Annotated in this window: 13 protein-coding genes and 1 tRNA gene; 8 read left to right on the forward strand and 6 right to left on the reverse strand. The window is 72.1% G+C overall.

The features are described from left to right. Positions 1–18: 18 nt before the first annotated feature. From ASG96_RS08760 to ASG96_RS08770, 3 genes are all read right to left on the reverse strand, one after another. On the reverse strand, positions 19–3,915 hold the full coding sequence (locus tag ASG96_RS08760) for a multifunctional oxoglutarate decarboxylase/oxoglutarate dehydrogenase thiamine pyrophosphate-binding subunit/dihydrolipoyllysine-residue succinyltransferase subunit (RefSeq protein WP_057587748.1): 3,897 nt from the start codon (positions 3,913–3,915) through the stop codon (positions 19–21). 214 nt (positions 3,916–4,129) lie between these two features. Beyond that, positions 4,130–4,933: an ABC transporter permease subunit gene (locus tag ASG96_RS08765; protein WP_056753380.1), complete on the reverse strand. Its 804-nt coding sequence runs from the start codon at positions 4,931–4,933 to the stop codon at positions 4,130–4,132. Next, a complete protein-coding gene (locus ASG96_RS08770) occupies positions 4,930–5,991 on the reverse strand; it encodes an ABC transporter ATP-binding protein (protein ID WP_235509118.1) in 1,062 nt (353 codons plus the stop codon). Before ASG96_RS08770 ends, ASG96_RS08765 begins: the two co-directional genes overlap by 4 nt. A 246-nt stretch (positions 5,992–6,237) precedes the next feature. Between ASG96_RS08770 and ASG96_RS08775 the strand changes: the two genes are divergently transcribed. Next, positions 6,238–7,629, forward strand: a complete 1,392-nt coding sequence (locus ASG96_RS08775) for a hemolysin family protein (RefSeq protein ID WP_057587750.1) — start codon at positions 6,238–6,240, stop codon at positions 7,627–7,629. After that, positions 7,626–8,663: a hemolysin family protein gene (locus tag ASG96_RS08780; RefSeq protein ID WP_057587751.1), complete on the forward strand. Its 1,038-nt coding sequence runs from the start codon at positions 7,626–7,628 to the stop codon at positions 8,661–8,663. The genes ASG96_RS08775 and ASG96_RS08780 overlap by 4 nt, the downstream gene beginning before the upstream one ends. Positions 8,664–8,692: 29 nt before the next feature. On the opposite strand, the gene ASG96_RS08785 is transcribed toward ASG96_RS08780, so the two are convergent. From ASG96_RS08785 to ASG96_RS08795, 3 genes are all read right to left on the reverse strand, one after another. Continuing rightward, positions 8,693–9,310, reverse strand: a complete 618-nt coding sequence (locus ASG96_RS08785; protein ID WP_057587752.1) for a hypothetical protein — start codon at positions 9,308–9,310, stop codon at positions 8,693–8,695. Positions 9,311–9,395: 85 nt separating this feature from the next. Beyond that, a complete protein-coding gene (locus tag ASG96_RS08790; protein ID WP_157610751.1) occupies positions 9,396–10,121 on the reverse strand; it encodes a class I SAM-dependent methyltransferase in 726 nt (241 codons plus the stop codon). 37 nt (positions 10,122–10,158) lie between these two features. After that, entirely contained in the window at positions 10,159–10,986 is an 828-nt protein-coding gene (locus ASG96_RS08795; protein WP_200962666.1) for a class I SAM-dependent methyltransferase, read from the reverse strand. Positions 10,987–11,094: 108 nt separating this feature from the next. On the opposite strand from ASG96_RS08795, the gene ASG96_RS08800 reads away from it, so the two are divergent. The 6 genes from ASG96_RS08800 (at position 11,095) to ASG96_RS08825 (ending at position 17,000) form a co-directional block, all read left to right on the forward strand. After that, positions 11,095–11,166 (forward strand) — tRNA-Arg (locus tag ASG96_RS08800). Between the two features lie 140 nt (positions 11,167–11,306). Further along, entirely contained in the window at positions 11,307–12,101 is a 795-nt protein-coding gene (locus tag ASG96_RS08805; protein WP_056753399.1) for a DALR anticodon-binding domain-containing protein, read from the forward strand. Positions 12,102–12,103: 2 nt separating this feature from the next. After that, a complete protein-coding gene (gene lysA, locus ASG96_RS08810) occupies positions 12,104–13,522 on the forward strand; it encodes a diaminopimelate decarboxylase (protein WP_057587754.1) in 1,419 nt (472 codons plus the stop codon). Between the two features lie 85 nt (positions 13,523–13,607). Then, a complete protein-coding gene (locus tag ASG96_RS08815) occupies positions 13,608–14,924 on the forward strand; it encodes a homoserine dehydrogenase (RefSeq protein WP_200962667.1) in 1,317 nt (438 codons plus the stop codon). Continuing rightward, positions 14,924–16,018 carry a threonine synthase gene (gene thrC, locus ASG96_RS08820; RefSeq protein WP_057587755.1) on the forward strand — a complete coding sequence of 365 codons (1,095 nt, stop codon included), beginning with the start codon at positions 14,924–14,926 and terminating at the stop codon, positions 16,016–16,018. Before ASG96_RS08815 ends, thrC begins: the two co-directional genes overlap by 1 nt. A 4-nt stretch (positions 16,019–16,022) precedes the next feature. Then, positions 16,023–17,000: a homoserine kinase gene (locus tag ASG96_RS08825; protein ID WP_056753408.1), complete on the forward strand. Its 978-nt coding sequence runs from the start codon at positions 16,023–16,025 to the stop codon at positions 16,998–17,000. The last annotated feature ends 240 nt before the right edge of the window (positions 17,001–17,240 follow it).

Below are 17,240 nucleotides of genomic sequence, written 5' to 3' on the forward strand. Positions count from 1 at the left end.
GGGCGGGCGGACGCCGGCTCAGCGACCGAACGCGCGCTCCATGAGCTCGGCCTGCTCGGCCGCGTGCTTCTTCGAGGAGCCGGTGGCCGGGGAGGCCGCGGCCTTGCGGGCCACGACGCGCCAGGGGCGGGTCTCGCCCAGGTCGCAGAGGTCCTCGTGGAGCCACTGCGCCATGAGCGGCCACGCGCCCTGGTTGCGCGGCTCGTCCTGGACCCACATGAGCTCGGCACCGGGGTACCTCGCCGCGGCGTCGGTCATCTCCTTCTCGGGGATCGGGTAGAGCTGCTCGACGCGGATGACAGCCGTCGAGGTGTCGCCACGCTTCTCGCGCTCGGCGTCGAGCTCGTGGACGATCTTGCCGCTCGCGAAGAGCACGCGCGTCACGTCCTGGGTCACGCCCTCGTGGTCGGCCAGGACCGGCTGGAAACCGCCCTGCGTGAACGCCTCGACCGGGCTGGCCGCCGCCTTGCTGCGCAGCATCGACTTCGGCGTGAAGACGACGAGCGGCGTGCGCGGACGGGCGTACGCCTGACGGCGCAGCAGGTGGAAGTAGCTCGCGGCCGTCGACGGGTAGGCGACCGTCATGTTGTTCTCGGCGCACAGCTGCAGGTAGCGCTCGATGCGCGCCGAGCTGTGGTCCGGCCCCTGGCCCTCGTAGCCGTGGGGCAGGAGCAGCACGACGGAGCTGCGCTGGCCCCACTTCTGCTCGGAGCTGGAGATGAACTCGTCGACGATCGTCTGCGCGCCGTTGCCGAAGTCGCCGAACTGCGCCTCCCAGAGCACGAGCGCGTCGGGGCGCTCGACGGAGTAGCCGTACTCGAAGCCCATCGCGGCGTACTCAGACAGGAGCGAGTCGTAGACCCAGAAGCGGGCCTGGCCCTCGCCGAGGTAGAGGAGCGGCGTCCACTCCTCCGCGTTGTCCTTGTCGATGAGCACCGCGTGGCGCTGCACGAACGTGCCGCGGCGGCTGTCCTGCCCGGCGAGCCGGATCGGGGTGCCCTCCTTGAGGAGCGTGCCGAAGGCGAGCAGCTCGGCCATCGGCCAGTCGATGCCGCCCTCGTGCACCATCTGGGCGCGCTTGTCCATGAGCTGCTTGAGCTTCGGGTGGATCGTGAAGCCGTCGGGCGGGCTCGCGAACGTCTCGCCGATGTGGACGATCTCGCTGGCCGGGACGCCCGTCTCGGTGGCCGAACGCACCGGGGCCTCGTCGTCCTGCACCTGCGCGGTCGGCCGCTCGAGACCGGCGTTGTCGGGGGCGTCGGAGTCGCGGTCGCGGGGGACGGCCGGGGCACCGGCCTGCGCCTTCTTGGCCTCACGGGTCTCGACGAAGACCCGCTCGAGCTGCTGCTGGTAGTCGCGCAGCGCGGCCTCGGCGTCCTCGACGCTGATGTCGCCACGGCCGATCAGCGACTCGGTGTAGAGCTTGCGGACCGAGCGCTTGGCCTCGATGAGGTTGTACATGAGCGGCTGCGTCATCGACGGGTCGTCGCCCTCGTTGTGACCGCGTCGGCGGTAGCACACCATGTCGATGACGACGTCCTTGTTGAACTCCTGGCGGAACTCGTAGGCCAGCTCGGCCACGCGTACGCAGGCCTCCGGGTCGTCGCCGTTCACGTGGAAGATCGGTGCCTGGATCATCCGCGCGACGTCGGTCGAGTAGACCGACGAGCGCGAGCTGCTCGGCGAGGTCGTGAAGCCGACCTGGTTGTTGATGACGACGTGGATCGTGCCGCCGGTGCGGTAGCCGCGCAGCTGCGAGAGGTTGAGCGTCTCGGCGACGACGCCCTGGCCGGCGAAGGCCGCGTCACCGTGCATCAGCACGGGCAGGACGGTGAACGACTCGCCCGCGAGGTTGAGCCGGTCCTGCTTGGCTCGGACGATGCCCTCGAGCACCGGGTTGACGGCCTCGAGGTGCGAGGGGTTGGCGGCGAGGTAGACCTTGGTCTTGCTGCCGTCCTCGGAGACGAACTCACCCTCGGTGCCGAGGTGGTACTTCACGTCTCCCGACCCCTGGACCGACTTGGGATCCTGGGTGCCCTCGAACTCGCGGAAGATCTGGCCGTAGGACTTGCCGGCGATGTTGGCGAGCACGTTGAGGCGGCCACGGTGCGGCATGCCGATGCAGACCTCGTCGAGGTTCTCGCTCGCGGCGCGGCACAGGATCCGGTCGAGGAGGGCGATGACGGACTCGCCGCCCTCGAGCGAGAAGCGCTTCTGCCCGACGAACTTCGTCTGGAGGAAGGTCTCGAAGGCCTCGGCGGCGTTGAGGCGGCGCATGATCCGCATCTGCTCGTCGCGGTTGGCCTTCTCATAGGGCCGCTCGACCTTGTTCTGGATCCACTTGCGCTGGTCGGGGTCCTGGATGTGCATGTACTCGATGCCAACCGTGCGGCAGTACGAGTCGCGCAGGATGCCGAGGATCTTGCGCAGCTTGAGGAACGGGTAGCCGCCGAACCCTCCGGTCGCGAAGGTGCGGTCGAGGTCCCAGAGGCTCAGGCCGTGCGTCGTGACGTCGAGGTCGTGGTGCCGGCGCTGCTTGTACTCGAGCGGGTCGGTGTCGGCCATGAGGTGGCCGCGCACGCGGTACGCGTGGATGAGCTCCTGCACGCGGGCGACCTTGTTGATGTCGTCGTCGTGCGAGGAGTCGACGTCCTGGATCCAGCGGATCGGCTCGTAGGGGATGCGCAGCGACTCGAAGATCTCGTCGTAGAAGCGGTTGTCGCCGAGGAGCAGCTGGTGGATGATCCGCAGGAAGTCACCGCTCTGGGCGCCCTGGATGATCCGGTGGTCGTAGGTCGAGGTGAGCGTGAGGATCTTGCTCACGGCGTTCTTGTTGAGCGTCTCGTTGCTCGCGCCCTGCCACTCGGCGGGGTAGTCGAGGGCGCCGACGCCGATGATGGCGCCCTGGCCCTTCATGAGACGCGGGACCGAGTGCACGGTGCCGATGCCGCCGGGGTTGGTCAGCGAGATCGTCGTGCCCTGGAAGTCCTCGACCGTCAGCTTGTTGCCGCGGGCCTTGCGGACGATGTCCTCGTAGGCGGTCCAGAAGTGGACGAAGTCCATCTCCTCGGCCGACTTGATCGACGGCACGACGAGCGTGCGGCTGCCGTCGTCCTTCTGCAGGTCGATGGCGAGGCCGAAGTTGACGTGGGCCGGCACGACGAGGGCGGGCTTGCCGTCCTTCTCCGTGAAGCCGTTGTTCATCTCGGGCATCAGCGCCAGGGCCTTGACCATGGCGTAGCCGATGAGGTGCGTGAAGCTCACCTTGCCGCCGCGCGAGCGGGCCAGGTGGTTGTTGACGACGACCCGGTTGTCGATGAGCAGCTTGGCCGGGACGGCGCGCACGCTCGTCGCGGTGGGGACGGTGAGCGAGACCTCCATGTTGGACACGACGCGCGAGGACGCGCCACGCAGCGGGGTCACCCGGTCGTCGTTGACCGGGCCGGTGCCCTTGACGGCCGGGATGTCACGCGGCTTCGGGGCCTCGGCGGTCGGCTCGGCCTTGGGCTCGCTCTTCGGCTCGCTCTTGGGCTCGGCCTTGGCCGCCGGAGCGGCCGGAGCGGCCGGAGCGGCCGGAGCGGCCGGGGCCTTTGCGGCGGGGGCCGGCGCTGCCGCCGGCGTGCTCTTCGCCGCCGGAGCGGGAGCGGGCGCGGGGCTCTTCGCCGGGGCACCGTTGGCCGACCCGTTGGCCGCAGGCGTACCGGTCTTCTGGGTCTGCGTCTTCGTCGCGGTCGCCGTGCGGCCCGGGGCCGCGCTCGCGTCGGCCTCACCCGGCCGGTAGTCCTCGAAGAACCCCCACCAGGCCTTGTCGACCGACGACTTGTCGGTCAGGAACTGCTGGTAGAGCTCGTCGACGAGCCATTCGTTCGGCCCGAATGCTGCAATCGGGTCACCGGACGTGGACTGATCGGACACGGCGAATGCGCCTCTTTCGTTTGGCTCGGGTGCGTCGTTGCCTATACAGGGGTCAAGCCTAGACCCGTATGGTCCGATACCGGACGGGGGCTCGGATGTCGAGCCCGTCGGGCAGCGAGGCGTTCGTCACGTCCGCGCGGCAGGCGCCACGGGTCCCGTCCGGGGGCGTTCGCCGACAGGCCGCCGAAGGGGCCGCGGACCAGGGGGTCAGCCGTCAGCTGATGTCGGCGCGCAGCGTGCGCCACGTCCCCAGCCCGGCCATCACGGCGGCATACGCCATGAGCACGAGCGCGCCCGCCCACCAGGAGAGCTGGTCGACCGGCTGGCCGTCGAAGCCGCCGCTCGTCTGCTCGAGCATGGCGCTCGTGGCGCGGCTCGGGAGGTAGGGCGAGATGCTCTTGCCCCAGTCGGTCAGGGCGAGCACGAGCCCCAGCACCGGCTCGACGATCCACGCCACGGCGACGGAGATGAGCAGCGCGGCGACCTGGTTGGGGATGAGGATTCCGGCGCCGAGACCGATGAGGGCCCAGAGTCCGAGCACGAGCAGGGAGAGCGCGAGGGTGCGCCAGATGGCCGGGTCGGCGAAGGGGGCGACACCCTTGGAGGTCAGCACGAGGGTGCCCGCGCCGACCGCGCCCGCGAGCGAGAGCAGCCCGTAGAGCACGCCGATCGCCAACAGTGAGATGACCTTGGCGGCCATGACGCGACCGCGCCGGGGGATCGCCAGGAAGGTCGCGGTGATCGTCTGGTGGCGGTACTCCGAGCCGATCGTGAGCACGCCGATCGACAGTGTCAGGAGGTAGCCGACCTGCAGGCCGCCCGTGAAGACGGCCTTGGAGATGGCGACGTCGGTGGTGGGAGCCGCCGCGGCCTGGGGCCCGCGCAGGGCGTCGCTCGTGAACACGAACGCGAAGAGGACGGCGAACGCCGCACCGCTGAGGAACACGGCGATGGCCATGCCCCACCAGAGGCGGGTGGTGAAGAGCTTGCGGAGCTCGGCTCTCACCGCCGCCGTCATCGCGCGTCTCCTTCGTGGTCGGTGTGGTCGGCGGGGGGCGCCGGCGGAGTGGGCTCGACGAGCAGGGCGGGGTCGATCGGGGGCCCGCTCGGCGGGGGCAGGTCGCCGGGCACCCCACCCGCCGCGGGGGCGTCGAGACCGAGGAGGCGGTTGCGGTGCGCCTCGTCCTCGGTGAGGTTGAAGAAGAGCTCCTCGAGGTGGGTCTGCTCGCTGCGCAGCTCGTGGATCGCGACGTCGCTGGCGTGGGCGACGTCGCCGACGACGGCGAGGTCCTCGGTCGTCACGCGCAGCCCGCGCCCGCTCGGCGTGACCGAGAGCCCGCGCCCGCGCAGCGCCTCCGAGAGGCGGTCGGGGTCGGACGTGCGGACGTACGCCGTGGGCTCGCCGCGCAGCTCGGCGACGGTGCCCTGGGCGACCCGCTGGCCGTTGGCGATGATGACGACGTCGTCGACCGTCTGCTCGACCTCGGAGAGCATGTGGCTCGAGATGAGCAGCGTGCGGCCCTCGTCGGCGAGCTGGCGCAGGAAGCCGCGCAGCCACCGGATGCCCTCGGGGTCCAGGCCGTTGGCCGGCTCGTCGAGGATGATGACGCGCGGGTCGCCGAGCAGGGCGCCGGCGAGGCCGAGCCGCTGGCGCATGCCCATCGAGTAGCCGCCCGCACGCTTGCGCGCGGCGGCCGGGATGCCCACGAGCTCGAGCAGCTCGTCGACTCGCGAGTCGGGGACCCCGGCGACGGCGGCCTGCACCCGCAGGTGGTTGCGCCCCGTCCGACCGGGGTGGAAGTTCGTCGCCTCGAGGGCCGACCCGACGACGGTGAGCGGGTTGGCGATCTCGGCATAGCGGTGGCCGTCGATCGTCGCCGTGCCGGCCGTGGCGCGCACGAGGCCGAGCAGCATGCGCAGCGTGGTGGTCTTGCCGCTGCCGTTGGGCCCGAGGAACCCGGTCACGCGCCCCGGCTCGACGTCGAAGTCGAGGTGGTCGACGGCGGTGAGGGAGCCGAACCGCTTCGTCAGCCCGCGCACCTCGATGCGTCCGGTGAACTCCGGTCGTCCGTGCACCACCGTGCTCCCTCCGTCGGCCCGCGCGGGCGTCACGGCCCCGCCGTGATGGGCCCAACTCAACCACACCGCCCACGCTCTCCACACGGAGGTCAGCGAGGGCGGTCCGGCCCGCCGCGGGGGGCGGCGCCTCCCTATAGTTGGGCGCACCATGACCTCCCTTCGCGACCAGGGGCCGGCCACCCCCGCCACCAGCCAGGTCACCCCTCCCGACACCGTCGGCAGGACCGGACGGGCGGCGCGGCCGTGACCGAGTGGCTCCTCGTCCTCGGCGCGGTCCTGCTCACCGCCGGCACCGCGCTCTTCGTCGCGGCGGAGTTCTCCCTCGTGGCCCTCGACCGGCCCACCGTCCAGCGGGCCATCGACGAGGGCGACTCGCGGGCCCGCGTCGTGCTCCAGTCGCTCAAGCAGCTCTCGACCCAGCTGTCGGCGGCCCAGGTCGGCATCACCATCACCACCCTCGTCGTCGGCTACCTCGCCCAGCCCTCGATCGGGGTCCTCGTCGCTGGCCCCCTCGAGGCCCTGGGCCTCGGTCCGGGCATGGTCGACGCGGTCTCGAGCGCTCTCGCGCTCCTGCTGGCGACGATCTTCTCGATGGTCTTCGGCGAGCTGCTGCCGCAGTTCCTCGGCATCTCCGCACCGCTCGCGACGGCGAAGGTCGTCGCGCTGCCGGTCCGCGTCTTCGCCGTCGTCGCCAAGCCGCTCATCGTCGTGCTCAACGGCTCGGCCAACGCCTTCCTGCGCTCCCTCGGCATCGAGCCGCAGGAGGAGCTGTCGGGGGCGCGCACGCCGCAGGAGCTCGCGAGCCTCGTGCAGCGATCGGCCGAGGCCGGCACCCTCGACATCACGACCGCGCGGATGCTGACGCGCTCGCTCGGCTTCGGCGAGCGCACGGCCGACGACGTCATGACCCCGCGCGTTCGCTGCACCGGCATCCACCGCGAGGAGTCCGCCGACGACGTCCTGCGGCTCTCGCGCCGCACCGGTCACTCGCGTTTCCCGGTCCTCGGCGAGGACTGGGACGACATCGACGGCGTCGTCCACGTCAAGAAGGCGATGGCGGTGCCGCACGAGCGCCGCAAGGACGTCCCGGTCTCGGCCCTGATGTCCGACCGCCTCGTCGTGCCCGAGACGATCCGCCTCGACCCGCTGCTGCGCGAGCTGCGCGAGGGCGGCTTCCAGATGGCCGTGGTCGTCGACGAGTACGGCGGCACCTCGGGCATCGTCACGCTCGAGGACGTCGTCGAGGAGATCGTCGGCGAGGTGTCCGACGAGCACGACCGCAGCCGCCAGGGAGGTCGTGAGCTCATCGACGGGTCGTGGACCGTGCCCGGCCTCTGGCGCCCCGACGAGGTGCGTGACGCCTTCGACGCCGACGTCCCCGACGGGTCGACCTACGAGACGATGGGCGGCTTCGTCATGACGAGCCTCGGCCGCGTCCCCGTCGTGGGTGACGTCGTGCGGCTGCCCGGCTGGCGGATCAACGTCGTGGGCATGGAGGGGCGCCGGGTCGACCGCCTGCGGTTCGTGCCCGACCCGGAGTCGCTGCCCCAGGCAGTCGCCGACGTGGGCTCGGCCGACACGGCGGGCCCCACCGGGCGTATGCCGTCCGCCGGGGCCCCGGGGGACCGCTCGTGAGCGGCGCCTGGGTCTACCTCGTCTCGGTGTTCCTCCTCCTCGGCAACGCCTTCTTCGTCGGCGCCGAGTTCGCGGCCATGGCAGTGCGCCGCTCGACCCTCGAGCCGATGGCCGACGCCGGCAGCAAGCGGGCGCAGTCGTGCCTGCTGGCGCTCGAGCGGCTCGGGTCGATGCTCGCGACCGCCCAGCTGGGCATCACCGTGTGCTCGGTCGGTCTCGGGGCGCTCGCCGAGGCCGCCCTGCACCACCTGCTCGAGCCGATCTTCCACGGCTGGGGCCTCTCCGACGCGTGGGCGAGCGGCGTGGCGCTGGCGCTCGCGCTCCTCATCGTGTCCTACCTGCACGTCGTCGTCGGCGAGATGATCCCGAAGAACCTCGCCATCGCCGGGCCCGACCGCGCGGCGCTCGCGCTCGTGCCGCCGCTCTTCTTCATCGCGAGCGCCCTGCGCCCGATCATCCACGCGATGGAGACGGTCGCGAAGGGCCTGGTGCGTCTCTTCCGGGTCGAGCCCAAGGACGAGATCACGTCGGCGTTCACCGTCGAGGAGGTGGCCCACATCGTCGGTGAGTCCCGCCGTGAGGGCCTCATCGAGGAGGAGCGGCACGGCCTCGTCTCCAAGACGCTCGAGTTCTCCGACAAGCGGGCCCGCGAGGTGGCGGTCGACGTGCGGTCGCTGACGACGGTCGAGCTGGGCGCGACGCCCGCCGACATCGAGCGGCTCGTCGCCAAGCAGGGCTTCTCGCGCTACCCGGTGCGTGACGCAGCGGGCGAGATCGCCGGCTACCTCCACCTCAAGGACATCCTCTATGCCGACGACGAGCGGCACGAGCAGCCGATCCCGCCCAAGCGGATCCGCCGGCTCGCGACCGTGCGCGAGGACGACGACATCGAGGACGTACTCGCCACGATGCAGCTGACCGGGGCCCACCTCGCGCGGGTCATCGACGACGACGCCGCCGTGAAGGGCGTCGTGTTCCTCGAGGACGTCCTCGAGGAGCTCGTCGGCGAGGTCACCGACACGACCCAGCGCTGAGCGGTGGTGCCGCGCCGGAGCGCACCTCCTCAGTCCGGTCGGCGCTCCAGCCAGTCGAGGTATGCCGCGCCGCGCGGTGACAGCTCGTAGCCGACGTCGTGGCTGATGGTCAGGCCGAGGGCCTTGAGCTTGCGGATGTCGACCTTCATCGGGAGCAGCTCGACGCCGCGCAGGGCCGCGAGCTCCTTGGAGACGACGTGCGGGTTGTCCCGGATCCACTCGAGGATCTCGCGGGTCCACGCCCCCGTCGGACGGGCGTCGAGCCGGTGCAGCCGGGTTGCGATGTCGCCCAGGGTCTCGTCGTCGGGCATGCTCTCGCGCAGGGCGATCCGCGGGTCCTCGCCGGCCCAGCTGAGTCGGATGCGGTAGACCGTGTCGCCGCCGCGCCCACCGCGTGGGGACGGCTTGAGTTCCCTCGGGGCGAGGAACTTCCGGAGGGTGGCGAGGTCCTTGACACCCGCCGTCCGCGCGTCGCGCTCGGTGAGGCGGTCGGGGTCGCGCACCCGGCTCACGGCGTCGAAGCGCACCAGCCCCGCCGGGGTCAGCTGCACGCCGCCGACCTTGACGCGTGGGGCGTCCCATCGGCGGAAGGCCTGCGTCACGGTGCCGGCTCGGATGGCGTCGGCGACGGGCTTGGAGATGAGCACGCCTCATCGTGGCACGTGCCCTGCCACGGTGGCCTGCTCGCTCAGCCACACGCGTACGAGCCCTCAGGGGGCGTGCCTGCCGTGGTCAGGCGCGAGCGGCCTTGCGGATGAAGGCGATTCCCGGGTGCACGTGGACCTCGGCGATGTCGGGCTGGACGAGGACGTCGGGCCGTGGCCCCCAGTCCGCGTGGTCGACGTAGATCGGGTCGTCGACCTGCGCGTCGCTCACGAGGGCGGCCAGCAGGCCGACGGCCGTCGTGGAGTCGGCGGGGATCATCCCGCGGAAGTCGGGCCAGTAGCTCGTCGAGAGGTCCTCGAGGACGTACCAGCCTCCGGGGGCCACCGCGGGGAAGAGCGCCCGGAAGCTCGTCCACTGGTGCTCGCCGACGTGGGACCCGTCGTCGATGACGACGTCGAGCCGGCCGCCGAGCGCGTCGACGACACCGGCGAGGTCGTCGGCCGAGGACTGGTCGGCCTGGAAGAACCGCACCCTCGACCCGAGCTCGACCACCTTGGGGGCGATGTCGATCCCCGCGACGACCGAGCGCGGGAAGTAGTCGCGCCACAGCTTGAGCGACCCGCCCGGCACCGGCGACTCGTAGTTGCCCACGCCGATCTCGACGACGACGTTGCGCCGCATCCGGATGGGCCCGAGGTAGCGGGCGTAGAACGGCAGGTAGCCGTGCGTCGTCTTGTCGGTGCCTCCGTAGCAGCGCGCGGTCCAGTAGGGCTGGTTCACTGCCCCGAGGGCCAGGCCGACGGGGCGATGTCGAGCGGCGTCCCTGACGAGACGTCGGATGGTGGGCTGCATCGACGCAGTCTGACCGACGACGGCCCCGTGCGGGGCGCTAACGACGGACGGCCGAGACGCACGCCATCGGGACCGTGAGCTCGAGGGCGCCCTGCTCGGCGGCGACGGCGTCGAGTCGGTCCGCCACGAGGTCGAGGACGCGGTCGCCCTCCGGCTCCGGCACGACAGAGCGCCAACCCGCCACGAAGCCGAGCCGCACGAACCAGTGGGCGAGCAGGGCCCGACCGTCGGCGAAGCGCATCCGGAACGTGTCCGTCGCGACGTCGACGACCTCGAGACCGGCCTCGGCCAGCTGGGCGGACACCGACTCCACGGTCGCCCGGTGCTGCTCCTGCGCGTCGAGGGCGGGCCGGTGTGCCTCGAGACCGAGCTCGGACAGCACTCCCCGGTAGGCGGCATACACCTGCTCCATGTGGCCGACGAGGTTCGTCGTCGTCACGAGGACCCCGCCGGGGCGCAACACCCGTGCGCACTCCCGGAGGACGCCTGCGGGGTCGTCGAGGTTGTTGATGCCGAGGTTGGAGACGACGAGGTCGACGGACGCGTCGGCCAGGGGGAGCCGCTCGGCCGGGGTGACGACGAGGTCGACGTTGGCGAGCCCGAGGAAGGCGACCTTGTCGGCGAGGCGCTCCATCGCCGCAGCCCACGGGTCCACGGCGGTGACGTGCGACTCGGGTCCGCAGCGCTGCGCGAGCTCGACGGTGACGAACCCCGTGCCGGCGCCGACGTCGACGACGACCTGGCCGCGGCGCAGGGGCACCCGGTCGAGGAGCATGAGCCCGAACGGCGCCGACCAGAGCGGCAGCTCGTCGTAGTGGGCCGCGACCTCGGGGGTGGACCAGTCGATGTCCTCATGGGGCGTCACGCCGCCATCGTGGCAGTCGCACGGGCCGGGAGGGTGCCGGGGCGGGGGTGCATTGAGCGTCGGCGCCGGTCTGCTGCTAATCTCACCGGGCGCACGAAAGTGCGTGCCGCCCCCGTAGCTCAGGGGATAGAGCACCGCCCTCCGGAGGCGGGAGCGCAGGTTCGAATCCTGCCGGGGGCACACTCCGGGCCCAGTCACGGACCGACGCGAAGCGCGGTCCAGGGCTGGGCCCTTTCATGTCCCCTCAGCGTCGGGGAGTCGTCCCCCGACGAACGAGGAGGACGTCGGAGTCCTGTCGGGGGCACTCGTAGACTCGCCCCATGACGCCGGAGCAGCTGCGCGCCCTCCTCGAGGAGGTCGCCGCGCAGGCGGCCCGGACGGGGGAGCTGCCCGACGAGGCGCAGGCCGGACCCCCCGTCGGTCCCCTCTTCCGGCCCACCGACACCAGGGTCGCCGGGGTCGTCGCCGACTGGGTGACGCCGGTGGCCCAGCGCTGGGCTCCCCAGATCGACATCGAGCCGCGCGACCTGGCGCGCGTGCTCGCCCAGGGCCTGACCCGCCAGAAGCCGGTGGCCGCGGTCGAGGTCGCGCCGACGGGGCTCATCGCCCTCACCCTCGAGGACTCCGCGCGTTCCGCGATCGTCCCGCTCGTGATCGAGCAGCAGGACCACTACGCCCTCGCGGCGGGCGGGTCCCGGCACGACGTCGTCGAGGCGCCGGGTGTCCGGGCCGCGGACGACCCCGTCCGCACCGCGCAGCTCGCCCACGCCCGGCTGTGCCGCATCATCCGCAACGCGGAGGCCGCGGGCGTCGACCGGCGTCCCTCGACGCGGCTCGGCGAGCTGACGCACGTGGCCGAGCGCCATCTCCTCGTCGCCCTCGCCGACCTGCCGCAGCGCCTCGCGACGCATGCCGACGACGAGGTCCAGCAGCGGCGCGCCGTGATCGACCTCGCAGCGCTCGCCGATGCGTGGGACCACCCCGTCCGGCCGACCGTCGTGGGGGTGCACCCCCAGTCGGTCCACGGTGCCCGGCTGCTCCTCGCCGAGGCGGTCCGCATCGTCTTGCGCAATGGACTGACCCGCCTCGGGGCGGCGGCCCCGGAGAGGATGTAGGCATGCGCGCACACGAAGCCGGAGCGCTGCACGCCGAGGGCTATCGCGGCCCCGCGTGGCTCCAGACCCCCGTCGACGTCAACGCCCTCGTCCCGTCGCTCTGGGCGACGTCCGTCGGGCGGGGGGGCGACGGCGCCCTCACGGTCGGTGGGGTGAGCGTGACCGAGCTGGCACGCGAGTTCGGCACGCCGGCATACATCATCGACGAGGACGACTTCCGTTCGCGCGCAAGGGATTTCAAGCAGACGTATGCCGAGGTGTTCGACGGCCTGTCGGGTGGCGCCGACGTGTTCTACGCCGGCAAGGCGTTCCTCTGCACCGAGGTCGCGCGGTGGGTCCACGACGAGGGCCTGCACCTCGACGTGTGCACGGGGGGCGAGCTCGCGGTGGCCAAGCGGGCCGGTGTCCCCGGCGACCGGATCGGCCTGCACGGCAACAACAAGAGCGTCGCCGAGATCCGCGACGCCCTCGACTACGGCGTGAGCCGCATCGTCATCGACTCCTTCGACGAGATCGACCGCGTCGCCGCGGTCGCCACCGAGCTCGGGGTCGTCGCGCCGGTCCTCATCCGCGTCACGGTCGGGGTCGAGGCCCACACGCACGAGTTCATCGCGACGGCGCACGAGGACCAGAAGTTCGGTCTGTCCCTGTCGGGCGGTCACGCCTTCGAGGCGGCGCGTCGCATCCTCGACAAGCCGGAGTCGCTGCGCCTGCTCGGCCTGCACAGCCACATCGGCTCGCAGATCTTCGACACCGCCGGCTTCGAGGTGTCCGCCCGGCGCATCATCGGCCTGCACACCCAGATCGCCCGCGACCTCGGCGTGGAGCTGCCTGAGCTCGACCTGGGCGGCGGCTTCGGCATCGCCTACACGACCGAGCACGACCCCCTGCCGCCGAAGAACCTCGCGGCCGGGATGGCCGAGATCATCGAGCGCGAGTGCCGCGCCGAGCAGGTCGCCGTGCCGCGGATCTCCGTCGAGCCCGGTCGTGCCATCGCGGGACCCACCACCTTCACGCTCTACGAGGTCGGCACCGTCAAGCCCGTCGACCTCGACGGGGGCGCCCAGCGCGTCTACGTCTCCGTCGACGGCGGCATGAGCGACAACGTCCGCACCGCCCTCTACGACGCCAACTACTCGTGCACGGTCGCGGGCCGCGCCTCGACGGCGCCCCCCGTGCTCGCCCGCGTCGTGGGCAAGCACTGCGAGAGCGGCGACATCGTCGTCAAGGACGAGTTCCTCCCCGCCGACGTCGCCGCGGGCGACCTCATCGCCGTCCCCGGCACCGGCGCCTACTGCCGCTCCCTGTCGAGCCAGTACAACCACACGCCCCGGCCGCCCGTCGTGGCGGTCCGTGACGGGGTGGCCCGGGCCATCGTCCGGCGCGAGACGATCGACGACCTGCTCGCCCTCGACCTCTGATGCGTTCTGCAGATCCTGCGTCACCGATGTCCGGATCGCGAAACAATGACCGTCCAGCACCCGGACAGACGGCAGGATTCGCACCGTGACCAGCGCCGTGAGTGACCCCCAGCCGTTGCGCGTCGCCCTCCTCGGGGCCGGCGTCGTGGGCGGAGCCGTCGCGCGCCTGCTCACCGAGCACGCGGACGACATGGCGGCCCGCGTCGGGGCGCCGCTCGAGATCGTCGGCATCGCGGTGCGTCGCGCCGGCCGCGACCGGGCGTCCCTCGGGGTCGACCCGGCCCTCTTCACGACCGACGCCGAGGACCTCGTGACCCGGGCCGACGTGGTCGTGGAGGTCATCGGCGGCATCGAGCCGGCCCGATCGCTCATCCTGCGTGCCATGGAGCACGGCGCGTCGGTCGTCACGGCCAACAAGGCGCTCCTCGCGGAGGACGGGCCCGCCCTCTACGCCGCGGCCGCGGCACACGGCGTCGACCTCTACTACGAAGCCGCCGTCGCCGGGGCCATCCCGCTGCTGCGCCCGCTGCGCGAGTCCCTCGCCGGCGACGAGGTGCGCAAGGTGCTCGGCATCGTCAACGGCACGACGAACTACGTCCTCGACAAGATGGACACGACGGGTGCCGGGTTCGCCGACGCGGTCGAGCAGGCGCAGGCCCTCGGCTACGCCGAGGCCGACCCGACGGCCGACGTCGAGGGCTTCGACGCCGCGGCCAAAGCCGCCATCCTGGCCTCGCTCGCCTTCCACACCCGGGTCTCGGGCACCGACGTCTATCGCGAGGGCATCACCGAGGTGTCGGCTGCCGATGTCGCCGCCGCCCGCGAGATGGACTCCGTCGTCAAGCTCCTCGCGATCTGCGAGCGCACCGACAAGGGCGTCAGCGTGCGCGTGCACCCGGCGATGATCCCGCGGTCGCACCCGCTCGCCGGGGTCCGTGAGGCCTTCAACGCCGTCTTCGTCGAGGCGGATGCGGCCGGGGAGCTGATGTTCTACGGCAAGGGCGCCGGGGGTGACCCGACAGCCTCGGCCGTGCTCGGTGACCTCGTCGCCGTCGCGCGCCACCGTGTCGGCGGGGGTCTGGGGCCGGGGGAGTCGAGCTATGCCGACCTGCCCGTCCTGACCATGGGCGACGCCTGGACGAGGTACCACATCAGCCTCGACGTCGAGGACCGCTCCGGTGTGCTCGCCCAGGTCGCGGCGGCCTTCGCCGACCACGACGTGTCGATCGAGACGGTGCGCCAGCAGCTCGTCCCCGCGGGTGACGGCGAGAGCGCCCGCGCCAACCTCATCATCGTCACGCACTCCGCGAGCGACGCCGCTCTCTCGTCCACGGTCGAGCGACTGCGCACGCTCGACGTCGTCCGTGGTGTCAACTCCGTGATGCGCGTGGAAGGCTCGTGATGGCCCACCAGTGGCGCGGAGTGATCCGCGAGTACGCCGACCGCCTCCCCATGCTCGAGGGCGCGCCCGTCATCACGCTCCACGAGGGCGGCACTCCGCTCATCCACGCCGAGAAGCTCTCCGAGCGGGTCGGCGCGGAGGTCCACCTCAAGTACGAAGGCCTCAACCCCACCGGCTCGTTCAAGGACCGCGGCATGACGACCGCGATCAGCGTCGCGGCCCGCAAGGGCGCGAAGGCAGTCATCTGCGCGAGCACGGGCAACACGAGCGCGTCGGCCGCGGCCTACGCGACGAAGGCCGGCATGACGTGCGGCGTTCTCGTACCCGACGGCAAGATCGCCATGGGCAAGCTGAGCCAGGCGATCGCGCACGGGGCGACCCTGCTCCAGGTCGACGGCAACTTCGACGACTGTCTGACGCTCGCCCGCAAGCTTGCCGAGGCCTACCCCGTCGAGCTCGTCAACTCGGTCAACCCGGCGCGGATCGAGGGGCAGAAGACCGCGAGCTTCGAGGTCGTCGACGCGCTCGGCGACGCCCCTGACATCCACTGCCTTCCCGTCGGCAACGCCGGCAACATCACGGCCTACTGGCGCGGCTACCGCGAGTACCTCGCCGAGCCCGTCACCGACGCGCCGGCCGGTCCGGCGACGCACCTGCCGATGATGTGGGGGTTCCAGGCGGCCGGCGCGGCGCCGATCGTCCTCGGCCACCCCGTCGACCACCCCGAGACCATCGCGACCGCCATCCGCATCGGCAACCCGGCGTCCTGGGAGCAGGCGGTGGCCGCCCGCGACGAGTCCGGCGGCCGCATCGACGCCGTCACCGACGAGCAGATCCTCGAGGCGCACCGCTACCTGTCGTCGCAGGAGGGCGTCTTCGTCGAGCCCGGCTCGGCCGCCTCGGTCGCGGGTCTGCTGGCGAGCCACGCCACCGGCCTCGTCCCGTCGGGCGCGCGCATCGTCTGCACCGTCACCGGCCACGGCCTCAAGGACCCCCAGTGGGCGCTCCGCACCGCCGACGGGAGCGACGTCGTGCCGACCCGTGTCTCCGTCGACGCGTTCACGGCGGCCCAGGCTCTCGGCCTCGAGGACTGACCGCGTGAACCGGGTGCCCGCGGGCCGCTCCGTCAGCGTGCGAGTGCCCGCGAGCAGCGCCAACCTCGGTCCCGGCTTCGACTCCATCGGCCTGGCCCTCGGTCTCTGGGACGCCTACGTCGTCACGACGTCCGAGTCCGCCGGCCTCGTCATCGAGGTCACCGGCGAGGGTGCGGGTGAGGTGCCCACCGACGAGCGCCACCTCGTGCACGCGACCATGCAGCACACGTGGCGCGCCCTCGGGGTCGAGCCCCCGGCAGGCCTGCGAATCGAGGCCACCAACGGCGTCCCGCACAGTCGCGGGCTGGGCTCGTCGGCGACGGCCATCGTTGCGGGCGTCGTTGCCGCACAGGCTCTTTCGCTGGGCGTTGACGAGGGCGCGTATGCCGTGTGGCCGGCTCCCGGTGCCACCGTGCCCGTCGACCTCGGGCTGGCGACGCACTGGGCGAGCGAGCTCGAGGGGCACCCCGACAACGCGTCGGCCAGCGCCGTCGGCGGGCTGACGGTGAGCTGGATGCCGGACGGCACCGGGCTCGACCGAGGCGAGCGCACGGTGACCGCCTGCCTCGCCCCGCACCCGGACGTCGAGGTCGTGATCTTCGTCCCCGAGACGCAGCTCGCGACGCGTACGGCCCGCGCCGTCCTCCCGGCCACCGTGCCGCTCGCGGCCGCCGCGGCCGGTGCCGGACGCGCGGCCCTGCTCGTGCACGCCCTCACGGCCGACCCGTCGCACCTGCACGCCGCGACGCGTGACTGGCTCCACCAGGAGGCGCGGCGCCCGTCCTACCCCGCCACGATGGAGCTCGTCGACCTGCTGCGTGCCGAGGGGCACGCGGCCGTCGTGTCCGGGGCCGGGCCGAGCGTCCTCGTCCTCACGACGCGTGAGGTCGCCGCAGAGGTGCAGGCCGGGCACCTGGCGGCCGGCTGGCAGCGGCTCACGCCCGCGGTCCCGGCGTACGGGGCCACGGTGCACGCGCGCTAACGGCGACATCCGGGACGTCCTTCACCCGTCCGACGGCCCTCGGGTGGTATCCTGAGCCCGCACCACACGCCGCGAGACCGCAGGCCGGTGCACCACCCCCACACTGAGGCGAAATCCTTTGTCTCTGGGCGCGTTCTGCGCCGAAGTGGATCTCAGACGGCCAGGTCACCTGGTCCAAGTCCGGCCCGCTGGAATGTCCCGGGCCGCAAACGAGGGGGAAGGATCCTTCGTGTCAGAAAC

The sequence above is a fragment of the Terrabacter sp. Soil810 genome, assembly GCF_001429645.1.
Classification (GTDB): domain Bacteria; phylum Actinomycetota; class Actinomycetes; order Actinomycetales; family Dermatophilaceae; genus Terrabacter.

Coding starts and splice junctions, on each gene's coding strand:
- thrC (WP_057587755.1), top strand. CDS start 14,924: ATGGCCCACCAGTGGCGCGGAGTGATCCGCGAGTACGCCGACCGCCTC.
- lysA (WP_057587754.1), top strand. CDS start 12,104: ATGCGCGCACACGAAGCCGGAGCGCTGCACGCCGAGGGCTATCGCGGC.
- ASG96_RS08805 (WP_056753399.1), top strand. CDS start 11,307: ATGACGCCGGAGCAGCTGCGCGCCCTCCTCGAGGAGGTCGCCGCGCAG.
- ASG96_RS08790 (WP_157610751.1), bottom strand. CDS start 10,121: ATGCAGCCCACCATCCGACGTCTCGTCAGGGACGCCGCTCGACATCGC.
- ASG96_RS08765 (WP_056753380.1), bottom strand. CDS start 4,933: ATGACGGCGGCGGTGAGAGCCGAGCTCCGCAAGCTCTTCACCACCCGC.